The organism is Rheinheimera sediminis, from assembly GCF_004005375.1.
GTDB lineage: Bacteria > Pseudomonadota > Gammaproteobacteria > Enterobacterales > Alteromonadaceae > Pararheinheimera.
Genome location: NZ_RZUF01000033.1, coordinates 1 through 19,801, shown reverse-complemented (window position 1 = coordinate 19,801; position 19,801 = coordinate 1). Strand labels below are relative to the sequence as shown.

The window sequence follows — 19,801 nt, the reverse complement described above, 5'->3', positions numbered from 1 at the left end:
CTTCAGTGGCTACTAACTTTTTCGCCGCTCAGGATCAGGCACGTAGTAACACTAAGCTATTGGTTTTTTTGTTTACTTTGGCCCTGATCACGCTATTGGTGTTAACCAATCTGTTGGTGATGATCACTTTAGGCGTGATGGATCCAGAGCAATACCAGTTGCTGTTAAGACCTCAAGATCCGCTTTGGTTTGAACAATTACCCTGGAAAATGATGGGCTGGGTTAGCTTATTTGTTTTTGTGATCATAGCTGCGGTGATCAGTATCAAACAGGCTGAGTTAAGTCAGGGTGGCCAGGTGGTAGCCAAAGCGCTGGGCGGCCGTTTGGTTGAGCATCATTTAGCAGACGAAAAACAACAGCGTTTATTGAATGTGGTCGAAGAAATGGCTATTGCCGCAGGTGTACCTGTGCCGCCTGTTTATTTAACACCAGAATCCTCCATCAACGCTTTTGCTGCTGGTTATTCACCGGCAGATGCAGTGATAGGTATTACTCAAGGCGGCCTGAACCTGCTGGACCGTGATCAATTACAAGGCGTAATAGCCCATGAATTCAGTCATATTTTAAATGGTGATATGAAGCTGAATATTCGCCTTATTGCATTGTTACACGGTATAGAGTGTATTGGGCACGCTGGTTACTTCCTGCTCAGAAGCAGTGGCCGCAGAAACGCAGTCCTTGCCAGCAGCTCGAAATCTAAAGACAACGGTGGCGGTATTCTTGGGCTGGTATTGGGTTTGATGATACTAGGCTACTTAGGCACTTTTTTTGGCAGTTTGATTAAAGCAGCCGTCAGTCGCCAGCGCGAGTTTCTGGCTGATGCCAGTGCAGTGCAATTTACCCGCAATCCCTCCGGCATAGCTGGCGCACTCAAAGCCATTGGTGGCGCCAGTTACGGCAGCAAAATTAAGCACCCTAACGCCGATGAAATGAGTCATTTGTTTTTTGGCGAAGCCATAAGCCGCTTCACCAGTTTATTTGCGACCCATCCACCGCTATCGCAAAGGATTAAACGCCTCGACCCGGCTTGGAATGGTGTGTTTCCGACAGAGACGCAATTAAAACAACAGAGTAGTAAGGGGCCATCAAAGCAGGCCAGAACACAACACACCAACGCTGCGCTGGCTGCCTTGCCTGCCTTTTTATTGCAAAGCAGCAGGCATGCTCCTTCAGCCCCAGCCTTGTGTTGCGCTTGCCTTATTCAAACCGAACATTTAGCTAAACAATGGGCTATGGTCAAAGCGGTTGGCGATCAGCAACTGCTACAAAACGTCAATGCAGTGTATGACGCTGTCAGCCTTTTATCAGGCAAACAAAAGCTGCATTTACTACAAATTGCGGTACCGGGGTTAAAGCAGTTGTCACAACAGCAATTTACTGAATTTCAACAACTTTGTCAGAAGCTGGTTGAATGTGACGGTGCAGAAGATTTATTCGAGTGGGCCTTGTTAAACTGGTTACAACACTGTGTTGGCAGTCAGTTTGATTCTGGCTTGCTGCATCGCCGTGACCAGAGTAATAGTCTGGATCAGGTGCAACAGCCTGCGCTGGCATTACTGTCCTTGTGTGCACAACAAGCCAGACATGAGGAGCTCCAGGAGCAGTCCTGGAAAGCAGGTTTAGATGTGTTGGCTTTACCCGCTGCGACTGTGCGGCCACACCTGAGTTTTCAGCAGCTAAGTGAACAACTACCAGCTCTGATCCATAGTTCGCCCAAGGTGAAACAACAACTCTGGCTTTCGTTAAAAATAGCTGTCCAGGCAGACGAACTGGTGAATGAACAGGAAGAGCTGCTGCTGCATGCATTAGTGCTACTGCTGGAGATCCCTGTGGTTCCGGATTTAGACTTTGCGTTCTAAAGCAGGGGATATACCCCTTTAGCCCAGAGGCGGGGCAAGCCCCGCTGCTGCATTGTTAATGACACAGGCGATCTGTGCTGCTGGACTGACTGCGAACCAAGAGCTCAAAATCTTTTGCCAGCAAAGGTTTACTACACAAGTACCCCTGATAATAATCACAACCTTGCCGACGTAAATAGTCCAGTTGGTCTTGATGCTCGACGCCTTCAGCCAAGGCTTTTAAACCAAGAATATGCGCCATCGAAATGATTGCTGCGACTATGGCCTGACTTTCACTGCTATGGGCCACATCATCGACAAAGCTCTTGTCAATTTTCAGTACATCTAGCTGATAACGCTGCAAATAGGCAAAAGACGAATAGCCAGTCCCAAAGTCATCTATCGCCAGATTGACCCCCATTTGGTGCAGATCAGACAACACTTCTTCAGCTTGCTGCGCCCGCGACATAATGGCACTTTCGGTCAGTTCCAGCTCCAGCAACTCTGCCGGGAAACCTGTGTCTTTCAGGATCTGTGCCGTTTGTGCGCCTATATCACCATGGCTGAACTGATGAGAGGATAAATTCACCGCCAGTTTTAAATCGGGTAAAGCTGCGGCTCGCCATGCAGCGCCCTGACGACAAGTTTCTGCCAGTACCCAATCACCTATAGCGCCAATCAAGCCGGTATCCTCCGCTATCGGGATAAAATGTGCGGGTGGTATCAGGCCCTCAGTTGGATCATTCCAGCGAACTAAGGCTTCTGCACCAACAATACGACCAGTTTTGATATCCGTTTGCGGCTGGTAGTATACCAAAAGCTGCTGAAGTGCCAGGGCACCTCGCAATCGGGCTTCTAAATCAATACGTTGACGGGCATACAAAGTCAGATCATCCGAATAATAGGCAAAACGGCCACGCCCCTGCTCCTTTGCCCGGTACAAAGCTGCATCGGCATTACTGAGCAGAGTTGATCCATCAGTACCGTGAGCAGGGTAAATGGAAATACCTATGCTGGCTCCAATCCGCACTTCCACGTTGTTGCTTAACAACCAGGGCTGGCTCATGTCATTAATGAGGTCTGTAGCAAACCTAGCTGCGTCTTCACTTTGATGCAGTTGCTCAAGCAGAATAATAAATTCATCACCGCCAAAACGCGCAACGGTGTCAATATCCCGCAGCCGTTGTCTTAACGACGCCGCCACCAGTTTTAACAGCTCATCCCCCGCTGGGTGACCAAAACTGTCATTGATGTATTTGAAACGGTCCAGATCCATCATCAACACAGCAAACTGGCGCTGATCACGTTTTGCTAAATCTACTGCATTTTGCAAACGTGAACTCATTAATAAGCGATTTGGTAAGTCGGTGAGTACATCATGGTGCGCCAGATAAGCCAGCTCCTGCTCAGAGGCTTTAAGCTGGGTAATATCTGCAAATACAGCCACATAGTGAGTTATTTGTTGGTTTGTATCGACAATAGTGCTGATGCTGAGCAATTCAGGGTAAATTTCACCATTTTTGCGCCTGTTCCAGACTTCACCCTGCCAGTGTCCTTTAGTACTCAGCTCTTGCCACATCTTGATGTAAAAATGTTGGTCATGCCGTCCTGATGCGAACATGGCCGGCGTATTGCCCAAAACCTCAGATTCTTCATAGCCCAACATCTGTAATAAAGACTGATTCACCTGAATAATGCGATTCGACGCGTCAGTCACCATAATACCTTCGCGGGTGCTTTCAAATACAGCTGCGGCTTGCTGCAGAGAAGATTCAAACTGCTGACGTTTCACCGCGTTACCCAAAGCAGTTGCCAGCATTTTCAGGGCATCAAGCTCAACCTGATTCCACTCGCGACAAGAGTGATGTTGCTCCACGCCAAGCAAGCCCCACCATTCCCCATCAACCATCACGGGCACCAAAGCAATAGCCTGGATCCGAAAACGTTTCAACATAGGCTGCAGCATCTGATCCATATCTTGCGCCAGACCTGCAACCACAGCGCCTTTCGTCAGTTGCTGGATCGCCGGATACCAACGGGAAACTTTATGGTCCAGGTGTTTAAAGGTTCGGATATGTTCTTTTTGGTCGCGCCGCCATTGGGTTAACAACGTACCTGTCACCCTGTCCTGTTGCAGAGTATTTTGGTACAAATAGATGGCATCAACAGCTAAAGCCCGGCTGACCGAGGGCATCATGCTGCGCAGTAGCTGCAACCAGTCGCTGTGCTGTAAAAAACGCGCCACCATATCAGCCAGATTAGACATCACTAAAGCACGTTGTTTTAATTCCCGACGAATAGCAACTTCTGAACTGATATCATCTATGGTAACTAAGGCGCCCGAGAGTTGGTCCTGTTCAAACAAAGGTTCAGCATTGAGGTTTAACCAACGTTGTACCCCATCCCGTTCAATCCCCATCACAACGTCGCGCACCGCCATCGACGTGCGCAATACTTCATTACTTGGATACAGCTCTGCCGGAAATTCTGAGCCATCCTCATATATTGTGTGCCAGTCTTCAACTTGCGGGATCAATCCCCGCATTTCGTCTAAGGAGGAATGCAACATCAACTCAGCTGAAGGGTTAGCATCAACAATGGCCCCTGTTGCATCATGCAACACCAAACCTTCGGACATGGTATTGAACAGGGTTTTTAATTTAGTACTACTAACTTCCTGCTCAAATCGGGCCTGTTTCAACTCTGTAATGTCGACCATAGCTCCAATAATTTGCTGAGAAGTATAGGTCTGAACCGGTAATAACCTTAAGTCGTCACGGATGTACCGAACAGAGCCGGAGGCGTCATAAAAGCGGTATTCGTGACGATAATGCCCATACAACAGCGTTTGCTCGATAGCTCGGCTGGCAAAAGGTTTGTCATCCTGGTGCAGGCTATTTTCCCACCACTTATCCATCAGACATTCTTCAACACTGTAGCCGAAAAGTCGTTCAACATTACTGCTCACCCAGCTGGTTTTGCAGTGAACTCCGTCCAAATCTATCCGATGTAATACTGTTGAGCTTGCCGTTAAAATACTATCCAATTGCTGAGAGTTGTGCCGTTGCTCTTGGTGGCTTCGGTTTAAATCAGCATATAACTGACGTTTCTCAGTCACATCTTCAAAGGTGGCCAGTAGCAGATCAGGCTGTCCTTGCTGACTGAATCGCTGCATCATAAGTTTCACCGTCAGGACTTTACCTGTGCTGTGACGCAGCTGAACGTCAGCTTCTGTGGCATTCTGCTCTGCAGTGGCAAAACTGGTCGGCGTAAATTGTTGTGAGTGATGGGCTAAATCACGCAAAGACAGCGCCATAAGTTCAGTTTCAGAATAACCCAGCACAGACTGCAACTTTTTATTGACCCGGATAAAGGGCAAATGAGTTCGGGATAGAATAGCCATTCCAGAAAAGGGCAAATCGAAAAATGCCTGTACCGTTTTATCTTGCTCTGTTTGCTTAGCGGCCAATGCCAGTTGATGAGACTGAATAAGCTCCCGCCAGTAAAATAAGGCACCCGTTATCAGCATCATCAATAAAGTACCAGAGCTGACAGACAACCATAACAACAAGGTATCCAGAGGCTGTAGAACTTCTGTCACATCAATTTTACTCACCAACATCCAGTTGGTTTGCCTTACGGGTGTGTAGGCGCCGAGTACAAGCTGACGTCGGTAATCCAGAGCTTCTGCTGTGTTAAATTGTCTTTGCCGCAACGCTTTCGCTGCCAGTAAAGGGCCATCCAGGGCTGTATCAATTTCATTCAGTAAGGCCTGCTGCGGATGTCGTAACGGATTTAAAAACACAACACTCTGGTCCTGACGTTGCACCAGCAAGACTTCAGCCGTAGGACTGGATACTGGCCAGTTCTGAATAGCCGGGAACAAGAAAATGCTCGTATCGACACTAAACACCAATTGGTAAATCTGTTGGCCTGTGGCCAATTGCAGATACCAGTTCAATTGACAATAACGGTCTGTTCCCTGACTGTCACATTGAGTGGATGGCTGCGGCTGATTTTGCCACCCAGCCAAGGCATCAAACTTTAACGGAGCCCCCAAAGCGAACCTCTGTTGACCCGCAGCGTCGTACACTAAAACCGAACTGAACGAATGCTCAGCAATCATAGAGGCCAGTCTGTTTTGTAGATCCGCTCTTTGAGTTTGATCTCCCAGTTCCAGATAGCGCTCTAACTTGTGCCGAAACGAGCTATCGCGGGATAAAGCACCGATATCGTATTGTCGTTCAGCCAACCAGAGCTCTAACTGCTGTTTTTTGATATCAGTTACTGTGCGTAAGTCTTTCATCGCACTGGCTTTTAGCTGATCGCCATGAACCCACTTCGTGATAGCAGCAAGAGCCGGTATGGCCAATAAGAAGGCAAGAATGAGTAGCACAAGCCGACATTGTTTGTGCCTTACTGTCACTTCGGAATCAAAAAACTGCTGTTTACGCCAGGTAGCCAGCATCAGATAAATTAAACAGCCACTCAGACAAACAAAAGCGACGCCTTTGACTATGCCAAAAAAAGAATTGGATTGTGGATCAGTCACTGTTAAGCGCAGTAAATGCTCTGAGCCAAAAATACATAGCAGTGCAAAACAGCAATACAAGAGTACAATGCGAATCGCAGTTAAAGGGTAAGCAGGTTTGGGCATAAAGGTCCGGGTCGGTCTTTTAATTGTTTACAAGCACAAGATGGTGGCGCTGCGCTTTTGGTAAGGATTGAATCACCAGTCGTCTGGACTGATCGATTTGTCGTTTTATTTCCTGCTCAGGCACAGTGCCATTCAAACGCACTGTGTTCCAGTGTTTTTTGTTCATATGGTAACCAGGCTTGATAGCAGGGAAAAGATCCCGCAAGGCCAGAGCCTCATCCGGATCACATTTTAAGTTCAATCGTCCCTCTCCATGGTCTGTGCCAAGGATAGCGAAGATCTTCCCTTTCACTTTATAAACATAAATATCAGGTCCAAAAGGAAAGTCTTCCTCTGTATCCATGAGTTCAAGGCAGTAGTTTCGAACTTCAGTAAATTGCATACTCAGCTCCACCTGAACCGCGGTTTCATTAGACGGACGGCTAATGCAGGGACTACAGCTTGTCCCTGCCCTTTACCCGCCCCTATATTTTCCGGTTGACTTCAGCGAGTTGTTATTTTCGGGTATGCAGTTTCATCCAGTCAAAGACTTCGTTGTACCAACGCTCTGCATTGCGTGGTTTTAAGATCCAGTGGTTTTCATCCGGGAAGATGACTAATTTGGACTCAATACCTTTACGCTGCAAAGTCGTAAAAGCACCCAGACCTTGCGCATAAGGCACCCGATAGTCTTTTAAACCATGGATCACCAGCATAGGTGTTTTCCAGTTATCGACAAAAGCTGCCGGATTAAATTTCTGATAATCACTGTCTTTGTTCCAGACCGGACCACCTAAATCATGTTCAGGGAACCACAACTCCTCAGTGCTGCCATAAAAACTTGGCATGTCAAACAAACCAGCATGATTGACTAAACATTTAAAACCTTCAGGCCAGTTACCCGCAATCCAGTTCATCATATAGCCGCCGTAAGAAGCACCTAAAGCACAGGCGTTGTTGCCATCCAGCCATTTTTCCTTTTCAGTGATAAAAGCCAGGCCTTTTTGTAAATCAACCAATGGCTTACCTGCCCAATCACGGGCAATAGAATCAGTAAAAGCCTGGCCATAACCTGTAGAGCCGTGGAAGTCGATCATCACCACGCCGTAGCCCTGAGCGGCCCACAACTGCGCATTCCAGCGGTAGTTAAACATATTGCCAAAACTGCCTTGTGGCCCACCATGCACAATAAAAGCGATAGGGTACTTCTGGCCTTCTTTGAAATTGACAGGTTTCATCCAGTAACCATGTACTGTTTCGTCATTGGCTCCTGGGAAATTAAACTGTGCAAATTGGGCGAACTGAATGCCTGAAAGCGCGTCTTTGTTGACCTGAGTTAAGGCTGTTGGTGCACCGGTTTCCGCAGTGATCTGGTAGATATCGCTCGGCTTGTCCAGGCTGTGATTGGTAAAAATCAGCTTGTTGCCCACTACATTTAAATCATTGGCTGTGCCATCTGCATAAATTTTGCTGATATCGCCAAAACTGGTGTTAATCGCAAAAATACCATGCTGCCCCGTGTCCTGAGCTGTCACGTAAAGGGTTCTGTTGTCTGCACCAAATTTATAGTCACTGATCGATCTGTCCCACTCCGGCGCCAACTCTTTGCGCTGACCTGTCACCATATCCAATAAAATCAAGCCGAAACGGTCCGCCTCATACACAGGTTTTTTCATGGCTAAGTAGGCCATAAAACGACCATCGCTGGAAAAAGACGGTTTAGCATCCCAGGCTGCGTTATCGCGGGTTAAATTGATTTTTTCGCCGCCGCTCACCGATACCTGAAAAATATCAAAGTTGGTATGCCAGGCCTGGTCCAGGCCGGGAATTTTCGCACTGAACACCAAATTTTTACCATCAGGGGTGAACGCGACTTCTTTAATACCTGCTATGTCTGTATTCCATTCAGGCATTAAATTTTTAGCCTCCGTCACTTTTTTAGCCGTCATATCGGCAACATACAAATGACTTCTGAATTCATCAGCCCAGCTATCCCAGTGGCGCACCATCAGCTGATCATAAACCATAGCGCTGTCTTGCTGACCTGCTTTTACCTGTTTGGCTTCTACTGTGCAGGATAAGGTTTCGCAGCCCGGCTTAGCGGCCATTTGCAGCACAATTTTGCTGTTGTCGGCAGAAACTAAAAAGCCATCAACATCCAATGGCAAATCTGTGATTTGTTGCGCTTCACCGCCAGCCATAGGTAAACGCCAGACTTGTGAAGAACCTGAGCGGCCGGCCAGAAAATACAAAGCGCTGCCATCTTTACTCCAGGCAACAGAGTGCTCTCTATCGTCACTGTAAGTCAAACGACTGACTTTGTTGTTTTGCTGTAAGTCGATTAAGTATAAATCTGCACTGGTATCGGCTGGTGCAAGACCTCCATTTTTCTGACCATAAACCAAATAACGGCCATCCGGAGACACCACAACATCATAGATTTTGTTTAGTTTATTCAGATGTTCGATGGTTAGAGGGGTTTTGGCAAAGGCAGCACTGCTCACTAAGGCAGTGGCGAAAAAGATCCAGGCTTTCATAATATCTCCCAGTGGAAAAACGCCCTGAAAGTCAGGGCGTTATTAATCATTTTTTAGTTATTGGCAAGTTCAGCTATCTTCACTTTCCAAATAGCAGGTCCTTGTTTATGCACGTTATTTCCCTGACTGTCAACAGCCACAGTCACGGGCATATCCTCTACGTCAAACTCGTAAATGGCTTCCATACCTAAATCGGCAAAGGCGACAACGCGGGACTTTTTAATAGCCTTGGATACTAAATATGCAGCTCCACCTACCGCCATTAAATACACAGCTTTGTGCTCTTTGATACTTTCTACTGTTTTATCACCACGCTCAGATTTACCAATCATGCCCAGTAAACCTGTCTGCCCCAGCATCATGTCGGTGAATTTATCCATACGAGTGGCCGTAGTTGGGCCTGCTGGGCCTACCACTTCAGAACCTACAGCATCCACAGGTCCTACGTAGTAAATAAAGCGGTTTTTAAAGTCAACGCCTTCAGGCAAAGCTTCACCTTTAGCCAACATATCGGCAATACGTTTATGCGCAGCATCGCGGCCTGTCAGCATTTTGCCTGACAGCAATACAGTTTCACCGGCTTTCCACTCCAGCACGTCGGCAGGAGTCACAGTATCTAAATTAACGCGGCGCACATTGTTACCAAGCTCCCAGGTCACTTCAGGCCAGTCTTCCAGCTTCGGAGGAGTTAATACAGCCGGGCCTGAACCATCCAGGTGGAAATGCACATGGCGCGTGGCGGCACAGTTTGGGATCATCACTACAGGTTTAGACGCCGCGTGAGTGGCGACTGATTTGATTTTTACATCCACAACAGTAGTTAAGCCGCCCAGACCCTGAGCACCAATACCCAGTTTGTTGACCTTGTCGTACAGTTCAACACGCAGTTTTTCATCGGCAGTTTCAGCGCCTTTTTCCAGCAGGTCCTGAATATCCACAGGCTCCATCAAGGCTTCTTTAGCCAGCACTGCGGCTTTTTCCGCAGTACCACCAATACCTATGCCCAACATACCTGGCGGACACCAGCCTGCACCCATTTTTGGCAGAGTTTCCAGCACCCACTCCACCACTGAGTCTGATGGGTTGAGCATCACCATTTTGGTTTTGTTTTCGCTGCCGCCGCCTTTAGCGGCAATAGCGACTTCCACATGGTGGCCTGCAATCATATCGATATGCACTACGGATGGCGTATTGTCCTGAGTGTTTTTACGGGCACCTGCAGGGTCAGCCACAATAGAGGCACGCAGCGGGTTATGTGGGTTCAGATAAGCACGGCGAGTGCCTTCATCCACCATTTGCTGCACTGTCATATCGGTTTTATCCCACTTGACATCCATACCAATTTTGACAAAACAGGTGACAATACCAGTGTCCTGACAAATAGGCCTGTTGCCTTCAGCCGACATACGGGAGTTGATCAAGATTTGAGCTATAGCGTCTTTTGCAGCCTGGTTTTGCTCTTTATGATAGGCCTTTTCCAAAGCCTGGACAAAATCCAGTGGATGATAAAAAGAGATGTACTGCAACGCATCTTCAATGCTGTCGATAAAGTCTTGCTGGCGAATAACGGTCATAGAGTTTCTGCCCTTCCGTTTTCCCCGTCGTTCTCAGAGCCGCGGTTTTGCCGACTGCGTTCTTCGCCCTGGTCGCATAGTGGCCATTGTGGCCAATGCTCCCGCGAACTCACTCGCTTGTCGACGCGCTACAACTCCAATTACTGAGAGGAATATGTTTAAATAGAAGCCCCTGTCCGTTCTGCTTTCGGTGCAGGTAGCTTTTCCTGTATTCATAATGTCAGTTGGGCTGGTATCATACAGCGCAACAGATCCAGCGGCTAGACACTTCCCGTATTTTTGCCGGAATTAGCCCGTTTTAAGAGACAACTTATGTCACAGTTTTTCAAATTAGATGCTCAAGAGCAGCATCTGCTGGAGTATTTTTCTGCGATAGCTGCAGAGCCATGGGCTATGTTGCTGGACTCAGCTGCAAGCAACCACGTCAATAGCCGCTTTGATATTCTGGTGGCCAGGCCGGTCGCTACTTTGGTTTATCACAAGGGCGAGTTAATCCAAACCGAACACCACCAAAGCCAGTTAGTACAAACAGACCCCTTTGGTGCTTTACAGCAATTGATCAGCCGTTATTTTCCGGACAAAGCAGCGCTATCTGACCATGCTGATTTACCTTTTATAGGTGGTGCTTTAGGTTATTTTTCTTATGATTTGGGTAGCATTATTGAGCCAGTGCCCCTGGCTTTTGACGCAGGAGCTTTATTGCCTGATATGGCAGTAGGTATTTATCTGTGGGCTATCATTCTGGATAAACAACAGCAGCAACTTTGGTATGTAGATTATCGTGGCAATGCAGAGCAGCAGTGGGCAATCACCTCAACACTCTTTACACCGGCATCAGCACCAGAGCCTGCCACTTTCGCATTAACCTCTGACTGGCAGGCTAATATGGATAAGACCAGCTACAGCCAGAAGTTTGAGCAAGTCCAAGATTATCTGCGAAGCGGTGACTGCTACCAGATTAATTTGGCGCAGCGCTTTCATGCCAGTTACAGCGGTGATGAGTGGCAAGCCTATTTAACTTTGCGTAGCAACAATGCAGCGCCTTTTTCTGCTTTTTTACGTTTGCCTCAGGGCGCTGTATTGAGTTTATCGCCCGAGCGTTTTTTACAACTCAAAGCAGGCCAGGTAGAAACAAAACCCATTAAAGGGACAAGACCTCGTTTTACCGACCCATTGCTCGATCAGCAAAGCGCAGAACAATTACAAGCCGCTCCTAAAGACAGAGCCGAGAATGTGATGATTGTCGATTTACTGCGCAACGACTTGGGTAAACATTGTGTGCCAGGCACAGTCAAGGTCCCGGCTTTGTTTGCCATAGAGTCTTTCCCTGCTGTTCATCATCTGGTCAGCACTATTACCGGCACCTTGAGCCCCAATGCAGATGCCTGTGATTTACTCCGTGGCGCTTTTCCCGGTGGTTCTATTACCGGAGCTCCTAAAGTTCGGGCTATGCAGATTATTGCTGAATTAGAACCCAACAGCCGCTCAGTGTATTGCGGTGCTGTAGGCTACATCAACAGTAAAGGAGATATGGATACTAACATTGCGATCCGAACTCTGGTGATGGCACAAGGCCAGGCTTACTGCTGGGCTGGCGGTGGTATAGTGGCAGACTCCGAAGTAAATGCCGAATACGAGGAAACCTTCCATAAGGTGAATAAAATTCTACCTCTGCTAGGCCAGGTCGCAAGGCCAACACCTGCGAACTAACAGTATGAACCGACAGCAGTTTTTACAACGTTTTTCTCTACAAGCGGCCAAACACTCAGCGCTGCTGCAACTGGAAAAAAGTAAAGCTGCGGCCGTACTCCTGGTACTTAGGGAACATCAGGGGGAATTACACCTCTTATTGACTAAACGCAGCGCGGATTTGCGACATCATCCTGGCCAAATCAGTTTCCCCGGTGGAAAAATCGAAAGCAATGAACTCAGTCATCAAGCAGCCTTGCGCGAGACCTACGAAGAAACCGGCATAGCACCGGAGCAATTGCAATTGATAGGTCAACTTCCCCGTTACGTCACAGGCACTGGCTTTTTAATCCAACCCTGGATAGCTTTTTTAACTGAAGAGGTAGAGCTGCAGCTACAACCTTCTGAAGTAGAATCTGCGTTTTGGCTGCCTTTATCTTTTGTGATTGACCCACAAAACAGCCATAGCCAGTATTTTGCCATGCGAGGTCAGGCGCATTTAGTGCATTTTATCCCTTACGGCTCTCATCTGATTTGGGGCGCTACAGCGGCAATCCTCAATTCCCTTACACTGCAGCTGCGCTTTTAAACTCGCTGGACGGGACAAGCCCAATCCTCACCGCGGTGGCATTAGACGGGCGGGGACAAGCCCAGCTCCTACCGGACTGTAATCAAAACAGCACAGCACCGCGCAGAGTATCTGCTGTAATAAGCACCGACCAGTTACAAGCTCAGTTACGAAATCTTTCCGCTTCCGTTAGAATGGCGCCAATTTCTATAACCATAAAGCAGACTCAAATGATTATTAGCGCTTTTGATATGTTCAGCATTGGCATTGGCCCGTCCAGTTCTCATACCGTAGGCCCAATGCGTGCTGCAAAAAAATTCTGTGAAAACCTGCAAGCTCAGGGTTTGTTTGATCAGGTGACCAGTGTTAAAGCTGAACTATTCGGTTCTTTAGGCCAAACCGGTATTGGTCACGGCACAGGCAAAGCGGTGATTTTAGGCTTATCCGGTTTTTTACCGGAAAACATTAACCCTGACGCTATTCCTGGCTTATTAAAAACCGTAGATGAAACTCAGCAACTACTGCTGGATCAGAAGCATTCTGTCGCTTTCCCGCGGGAAGGCGCTATCGTTTTTCACCGCCGCAAAACCTTAAAAGAGCATTCTAACGGCATGGAGCTGATAGCTTATGCGGGTCATGAGGTTTTATTCAGCGAGATTTATTTCTCTATTGGCGGTGGTTTTATTGTCAAAGCTGAAGACTTTGCCAAAGAAAAAGAAGCCGCTAGCCAATTCGCAGTGGACAATCCGCCGCCTTTTCCTTTTGAAAGTGGCGCAGAGCTGATGAAGCTCTGTAAAGAAAACGGCTTATCCATTGCTGGTTTGATGATGGAAAACGAGAAGGTTCTGCGCAGCGAACAACAAATTCAGGACGAACTGGGTAAAATCTGGCAAACCATGTACGACTGCGTGCAACGTGGTATTCGCACCGAAGGCATTTTACCCGGAGGTTTAAAAGTAAAACGCCGCGCCCCTGCTCTGCATAAGCGCTTAATGGCGGAAAAAAGCTCAGATCCATTGCAAGTCATGGACTGGGTGAATTTATTTGCGTTAGCAGTGAATGAAGAAAATGCTGCTGGTGGCCGTGTAGTTACAGCTCCGACCAACGGTGCTGCCGGCATTATTCCGGCCGTCTTAATGTATTACGACAAATACATTCAACCTGTCACAGCGGATATCTACTGCCGTTATCTGTTAACTGCAGCTGCTATTGGTATTTTGTATAAAAAGAACGCCTCTATCTCTGGTGCTGAAGTAGGTTGTCAGGGCGAAGTCGGTGTGGCTTGCTCTATGGCCGCTGGCGCGTTAACCGAGATTTTAGGTGGCTCTGTGGATCATGTGGAAAACGCCGCTGAAATTGGTATGGAGCATAACTTAGGGTTAACTTGTGACCCTGTAGGTGGTTTAGTTCAGGTGCCTTGTATTGAACGTAATGCCATGGGTTCAATTAAAGCAATCAACGCCTCACGTTTAGCGCTGCGGGGCACAGGTGAGCACAAGGTATCGCTGGATAAAGTGATTAAAACCATGTGGGACACAGGCCGTGATATGCAAAGCAAATACAAAGAAACATCACGCGGTGGCTTAGCGGTAAACATAATAGAATGCTAGAGATACACTGTTAAAGGTCGGAACAAATTTCCTTACTTTGACGACATACTGTAGGACTTAGACAAAAAAAACCGCCTTTCGGCGGTTTTTTCTTTTCGCTATCACTTTTGCAGTGGTAACTCATCGGTTGGATACGCAGTCTCTTCAGAAGTTTTACTGCGGAATACCCCTAAAAAGTCATCCAATATCACATACAAGGCGGGGATCAGTAACAAGGTGATGACTGTCGCAAACACTATACCGTAAGCCAGAGATACCGCCATAGGCACTACAATTTGTGCTTGCAGGCTTTTTTCCAGCACTATAGGTGCTAAACCTAAGAAGGTGGTCAGCGAGGTCAGCATAATAGGCCTGAAACGACGGGTACCAGCTCCGACAACAGCTTCTTTTAACGGCACACCATTGCGGCGAGATTCGTTCACAAAATCCACCATCACCAATGAATCATTTACCACAACCCCAGCCAAAGCTATCAGACCAAACAACGACATAATGCTGACACTTAACCCAAGCAGCATATGACCTAGGATGGCGCCAATTAAACCAAATGGGATCACCGACATAATGATCAAAGGTTGAGTGTAAGACTTCAGTGGTATAGCCAAGAGTGCATAAATCACAAACAACGCCAGCAAGAAACCCATGGCAAGGTCAATCATGGCATCGGCTTCTTCCAGACTAGCGCCTTCCAACGCGGTTTCGATGCCGTATTTTTGCGCCAATTGCGGTAATACCTTTTCCTGAAGCTCTTTGGTAATTTTCATCGGCTCAGCCAAGGCTTTATCAACTGAAGCGCTGATAGTGACAGAACGTTCACCATCAACCCTGTTAATTGCAGAATAGCTTGGTTGTGCTTTGTATTCGGCTACCTGAGAAAACGGCACTTCAGCGCCAGAGGCCGTACGTATTTTCATATTCTCCAGATTACCGACTGAGCGGCGTTCTTCTTTGGGATAACGTACCATGACTTTGACTTCTTCACCGTCGCGCTGAATACGCTGGGCTTCGGCTCCATAAAAACCGTAACGCACCTGAGTGGCCAAGTCCGATAAGTTAATACCTAAAGCTTCTGCCTGAGGCTTGATGGTCAAAACTATCTCATCGTTGCCACCGCTGATACTGTCTTCAATGTCATACACACCCTGGTATTCCAGCATCGCAGTTTTAAGCTCTTCCGTCGCTAAACGCAGCTTTTCCAGTTCCTTACTTTTCAGTTGGAATGAAATATCACCACCACCACCACCGCTGGTCGACGAGAATATCTGCAGCGTTTTAACTCCGGCAATTTCTGGTATTTGCTCGCGCCACAAGCGCACAAACTCGTTGGCATCTATGTTACGGCCTTCGCTTTTTTCAAGCTCAATAACAAATTGGCCGCTGGTATCAGACTGAGTGAAGGTTAAACGATGCTTCATCAATCCTTCTTCACCTGACGCCACTATTTTATCGTTGGTTTTTACCAAAGCCGCCTCCAGTTGCTGCATAGCCTGAACCGTAGCTTTGCCTGAAGAGCCTTCCATCATGGTTAAATTAGCATTGATAAAGTCGCTGGGGATATTGGGGAAAAACACCCAACGCACATGGCCACCGGCCATTAAGCCTATCATCAACACCATCATCGCAAAAAAGCTGGTGGCCGTGATATAACGATATTCAATACACCATGCCACAGCACGCTTATAGCGACCTTGCACAAAACGCTCTGTCGCACCAGAGACTTTTAACCTGACCCTTTTCAGGCCATTACTGCAGGCTCTGCCCATGCCATAGAACAAACCTTTGCGCTGTTGATCCCAAGGTTTATTGTCCATAGCTATTAAATGCGCCGGCAAAATAAGTTTAGATTCAACCATAGAGAACACTAAACATAAGATCACTACCCAGGCGATAGATTCCCAGATAGGGCCCTGTGCACCGCCCACCATCAGCATAGGAATAAAAGCAGCTATAGTGGTCATGACACCAAAAGTAGCTGGCATAGCGACACGTTGAGCACCACGGATCACTGTTTCAGCCGACTTGCCGTATTTCTCAATTTCGGTGTAGGCACTCTCCCCTATGATAATGGCATCATCGACCAGAATACCCAGCACCAGAATAAAACCAAATAAACTGATCATATTGATAGAAACGTTAAACATCTCTAATGGCATTAGAGCTATGGTGCCGAGGAAACACACCGGAATACCGACCATGACCCAAAAAGCAACGCGGAACTCGAGGAACAAGGTTAAACTGATCAGGACCAATAAGGCTCCCATCAGCATATTGTCTGTCATCAGATCAAGGCGACCTTGCAGGTAGTAACTGGAATCTCCCCAATAGTCAATTTCCATGCTATCAGGTAAATCAGCTTTTTTCTTCTCCACGTAGTTTTTTACAGCCGAAGCTATTTTTAAGGTGTTGTCCTCGCCTACTGCATCCACTTTGATCGAAACAGAAGGTTTACCATTAAAAGTAGAATACGACTCCATTTCGACAAAACCATCTTTCACCTGAGCTATGTCACCCAATAACAGACGAGTACCATCGGCTCTGTTGATCAGAACTATGTCGGCGAAATCCTGTTGACGATAAGCCTGGCCTTTAGCCCGCAATAAGATATTGCCATTATCGGCTTTAATAGAGCCACCCGGCACATCCACTGAACTGCCGCGCACAGCAGCCACCAATTGTTCAAAGGTCAGGCCGTATTCACGTAGTTTATGCTCAGAGACTTCGATAGATACTTCGTAACCCAAAGCCCCTACCACCTCGACTTTGCTGACTCCGGGCAGCTTTTTCAGCTCGTCACGAACGTCTTTCGCAAACTCCTTTAAACCACGCTGATCGGTATCCCCGTAAACAGATAACCACAGCACATTGCTCTGGAACTTGGTGTTGTACACCACGGGACGTTCAGTTTGTTCAGGGAAAGATGAGATAGAGTCGACCTGCATCTTAATTTCATTCATCACCTGCTGAATATCATAGCCTGACTGAATTTCCACATTGACAGTCGCTAAACCTTCCACAGCGGTAGAGCGGATTTTTTTAATGCCATTGAGGCTTCGTAGAGCCTCTTCAATTTTGTCGACTATCCCCTCTTCTACTTCCTGAGGCGCAGCACCCAGATAGGCCACCCGGACTGTCACTTGTTCCAATTGAATTTCAGGAAAGGTTTGTTTCTTGATGGTAAAAACGCTGGCAATACCAGCCAATAATAAAATAACCATCAATAAATTGGATGCCACGCTGTTGCGGGCAAACCAGGCTAACCAGCCTTTATGGGTTTGATCCAACTGCTGCATCAGGGTTTCACTCCTGATTCAGTGGCTGCTATCGCAGTTTTGTCCTTTTCGGCATCATCCACCACAGGATCGGCTGATGTGCGCAGTGCCATACCTTCCAGCGGATTCGCTATAGCAGTTAATACCAGTTGCTCGCCAGAGTCTAATCCTGCGCTGACATAAGCATACTCTTCGTCCATCCGCTGCACTGTGACAGTACGGATATGTAATTTATTGTCGGTACCGATCGTCAGTACTTTTTGGTCAGGTTTTACTAAATGCCGCTCAACCAGTACTAAATTTTCACCATTTTTTCCGTCGATACGGGCTTTGACAAAACGACCAAACCTCAGTGGTGCCTGGCCGTCCGCTTTTAAGCGATATGGATCTTTTATTTGCGCCACTGCATAAATAACACGGTTTTGATCATCCAGCATGCCTTCGGTACGCACCAGTCTGGCTTGCCAGTTTAGCTGTTGGCCAGCCACTTCAGCTGACAATAACACTTCAGGTTGCTGCTGCTCAGATGGCGTTAACCCTGGCATATTCAAATATCCGACATCGTTATCAGACAAAGGTAAGCGGACTTCAGCCACTTCAGTGCCATAGATAGTACCTAAGTCAAAACCACGGCTAATAAACTGGCCAATGTTGGCCTTTTTCGCTTTGACTATGCCATCGTAGGGCGCCCGGATCTCAGTACGGATCAGATTACGACGGGCGTTTTCGAGTTCAGCTTCAGCAGAGCGGACATTGGCTAATTCCTGAGCCAATTGCGGACGGCGTAAACCTAACTCAGGCGCTTTGCCTGAACTGAATTCACTCCACTCTTTAGCTGCAACCTTACCTCGGGCTTTTTCCTCTTCTAACTGAGCCTGAGCGCGAGCCAAACTGGCTTCAGCCAGTTTGACTGCAGTTAAGTAGTCATACTGCTCAACCTGAATAAGCAAATCTCCAGCGCGGAAAAAACCACCTTCCACAAAGTTGTCAGCAACCTTGACTATTACACCATTGACTTCAGAAGTAAGGTTAGTGATGACTTTCGGTTGCACTGTGCCTTGTGACCAGACCTGATAGGTCAGATTCTGCCGACTGACAGGTTTTACTTCGACGAATAAGTCTTTGCGTATCTCTTTTTTTTGCTCTGGTGGTTTTTTTCCTGCCACAAAAGCTGATGCGAGGATGACTGCGCCCACCACAATCGCTACAGGAACCCCTGCTTTAATCCACTTGCCTGCCATTTTTAGTCCTTTGGTCACAAATTTATCAGAATCTATCTTACAGTTCTGTACGCCGTAACAGTATCTGCAGTTGTTAGCTTTTTTATCCAAGTTGTGTCTGACAGAAAGACCGACCTCAGTCGTTTTTTCTTTTGTCAGAAACAGAAGCCTTATCAGACAGGCCTTACAGCAAATCCTACCAGCCTTAGTATGCACTTTCCTCATGGAATACTGTGAAGTTCCGACATATTTAGTTACAACTTCAGTCGTTTAATAGCAAATTCGTCTATTCACATTCCAGAAAGTTATTTTGGAGAACGTTGCAGCTTAGTTATGGTGAACAAGGCCATTTGAGGTTATTTTTTAGACACTTTATTGTCATCACAGCGCGATAAACTGATGTTTTATGTTCGTTGCCGGATTAATTGAAGAAGGATGCAGCTATGAGTATTAGTAAACAGTATTTAAAAACTAAACCCCAATGCAAAGTTACTTTCACTTTTGCAGGTCAGCAGTACCCACAAGCTCAAACTGTTGCTTTAGCAGGAGATTTTAATAACTGGGATCCCCAGGCCGTTTTGATGAAAAAAACCAAAACCGGCGACTTTACAGCTAGCTTAAATCTGGAGAAAGAAAAACAGTACCAATTCAGGTATTTGGTAGATGGACAAACCTGGTTGAATGACGAGGAAGCCGATGGCTATGTGCCCACTCAGGTTAGCTATGACCAGAATTCAGTAGTTCAGTTGTGATTTTTCACGGGGTCAGACCTTGCATGTTGCAAGGGGGTCTGGCTTTCTAGCCTGACCCCATTCGATATGCGCTCATCAATGGGGTCACCCATTAGCCTCTCGGTGTCA

11 protein-coding genes are annotated in these 19,801 nt (G+C 47.1%); 5 read left to right on the top strand and 6 right to left on the bottom strand.

Features of this window, described 5'->3' with window-relative positions; all coding sequences use genetic code 11:
• The first annotated feature begins 5 nt into the window (after positions 1-5).
• Positions 6-1,859 carry a M48 family metallopeptidase gene (locus tag EMM73_RS17870; protein WP_127688165.1) on the top strand — a complete coding sequence of 618 codons (1,854 nt, stop codon included), beginning with the start codon at positions 6-8 and terminating at the stop codon, positions 1,857-1,859.
• Positions 1,860-1,914: 55 nt separating this feature from the next.
• Here EMM73_RS17870 and EMM73_RS17865 read toward each other — a convergent pair whose 3' ends face one another.
• From EMM73_RS17865 to EMM73_RS17850, 4 genes are all read right to left on the bottom strand, one after another.
• Positions 1,915-6,495 (bottom strand): EAL domain-containing protein, encoded by a 4,581-nt coding sequence (locus tag EMM73_RS17865; RefSeq protein ID WP_127688164.1) that lies wholly within the window; start codon positions 6,493-6,495, stop codon positions 1,915-1,917.
• Positions 6,496-6,514: 19 nt separating this feature from the next.
• On the bottom strand, positions 6,515-6,877 hold the full coding sequence (locus EMM73_RS17860; protein ID WP_127688163.1) for an MmcQ/YjbR family DNA-binding protein: 363 nt from the start codon (positions 6,875-6,877) through the stop codon (positions 6,515-6,517).
• 112 nt (positions 6,878-6,989) lie between these two features.
• Positions 6,990-9,011 carry a S9 family peptidase gene (locus EMM73_RS17855; RefSeq protein ID WP_127688162.1) on the bottom strand — a complete coding sequence of 674 codons (2,022 nt, stop codon included), beginning with the start codon at positions 9,009-9,011 and terminating at the stop codon, positions 6,990-6,992.
• A 53-nt stretch (positions 9,012-9,064) separates the two neighbouring features.
• A complete protein-coding gene (locus EMM73_RS17850; RefSeq protein WP_127688161.1) occupies positions 9,065-10,585 on the bottom strand; it encodes a fumarate hydratase in 1,521 nt (506 codons plus the stop codon).
• Between the two features lie 312 nt (positions 10,586-10,897).
• On the opposite strand from EMM73_RS17850, the gene pabB reads away from it, so the two are divergent.
• The 3 genes from pabB to EMM73_RS17835 all read left to right on the top strand — a co-directional run bounded on the left by pabB (position 10,898) and on the right by EMM73_RS17835 (position 14,452).
• Positions 10,898-12,295, top strand: a complete 1,398-nt coding sequence (pabB, locus tag EMM73_RS17845) for an aminodeoxychorismate synthase component I (protein ID WP_127688160.1) — start codon at positions 10,898-10,900, stop codon at positions 12,293-12,295.
• A gap of 4 nt (positions 12,296-12,299) precedes the next feature.
• A complete protein-coding gene (locus EMM73_RS17840; protein WP_127688159.1) occupies positions 12,300-12,863 on the top strand; it encodes a CoA pyrophosphatase in 564 nt (187 codons plus the stop codon).
• A gap of 209 nt (positions 12,864-13,072) precedes the next feature.
• The gene (locus EMM73_RS17835; RefSeq protein ID WP_127688158.1) at positions 13,073-14,452 is read left to right on the top strand and encodes an L-serine ammonia-lyase; all 1,380 of its coding nucleotides are present in this window, start codon (positions 13,073-13,075) and stop codon (positions 14,450-14,452) included.
• A 101-nt stretch (positions 14,453-14,553) separates the two neighbouring features.
• On the opposite strand, the gene EMM73_RS17830 is transcribed toward EMM73_RS17835, so the two are convergent.
• Positions 14,554-17,742, bottom strand: a complete 3,189-nt coding sequence (locus EMM73_RS17830) for an efflux RND transporter permease subunit (RefSeq protein WP_127688157.1) — start codon at positions 17,740-17,742, stop codon at positions 14,554-14,556.
• Positions 17,742-18,962, bottom strand: coding sequence for an efflux RND transporter periplasmic adaptor subunit (locus tag EMM73_RS17825; RefSeq protein ID WP_127688156.1), 1,221 nt, complete (start codon positions 18,960-18,962; stop codon positions 17,742-17,744). The genes EMM73_RS17830 and EMM73_RS17825 overlap by 1 nt, the downstream gene beginning before the upstream one ends.
• Positions 18,963-19,384: 422 nt before the next feature.
• On the opposite strand from EMM73_RS17825, the gene EMM73_RS17820 reads away from it, so the two are divergent.
• Positions 19,385-19,693: an isoamylase early set domain-containing protein gene (locus EMM73_RS17820; protein WP_127688155.1), complete on the top strand. Its 309-nt coding sequence runs from the start codon at positions 19,385-19,387 to the stop codon at positions 19,691-19,693.
• The last annotated feature ends 108 nt before the right edge of the window (positions 19,694-19,801 follow it).

What these genes read in the sequence shown, in the direction of transcription:
- EMM73_RS17865 (WP_127688164.1), bottom strand. Translation starts at nt 6,495, where the DNA reads ATGCCCAAACCTGCTTACCCTTTAACTGCGATTCGCATTGTACTCTTG.
- EMM73_RS17860 (WP_127688163.1), bottom strand. Translation starts at nt 6,877, where the DNA reads ATGCAATTTACTGAAGTTCGAAACTACTGCCTTGAACTCATGGATACA.
- EMM73_RS17855 (WP_127688162.1), bottom strand. Translation starts at nt 9,011, where the DNA reads ATGAAAGCCTGGATCTTTTTCGCCACTGCCTTAGTGAGCAGTGCTGCC.
- EMM73_RS17850 (WP_127688161.1), bottom strand. Translation starts at nt 10,585, where the DNA reads ATGACCGTTATTCGCCAGCAAGACTTTATCGACAGCATTGAAGATGCG.
- pabB (WP_127688160.1), top strand. Translation starts at nt 10,898, where the DNA reads ATGTCACAGTTTTTCAAATTAGATGCTCAAGAGCAGCATCTGCTGGAG.
- EMM73_RS17840 (WP_127688159.1), top strand. Translation starts at nt 12,300, where the DNA reads ATGAACCGACAGCAGTTTTTACAACGTTTTTCTCTACAAGCGGCCAAA.
- EMM73_RS17835 (WP_127688158.1), top strand. Translation starts at nt 13,073, where the DNA reads ATGATTATTAGCGCTTTTGATATGTTCAGCATTGGCATTGGCCCGTCC.
- EMM73_RS17830 (WP_127688157.1), bottom strand. Translation starts at nt 17,742, where the DNA reads ATGCAGCAGTTGGATCAAACCCATAAAGGCTGGTTAGCCTGGTTTGCC.
- EMM73_RS17825 (WP_127688156.1), bottom strand. Translation starts at nt 18,962, where the DNA reads ATGGCAGGCAAGTGGATTAAAGCAGGGGTTCCTGTAGCGATTGTGGTG.
- EMM73_RS17820 (WP_127688155.1), top strand. Translation starts at nt 19,385, where the DNA reads ATGAGTATTAGTAAACAGTATTTAAAAACTAAACCCCAATGCAAAGTT.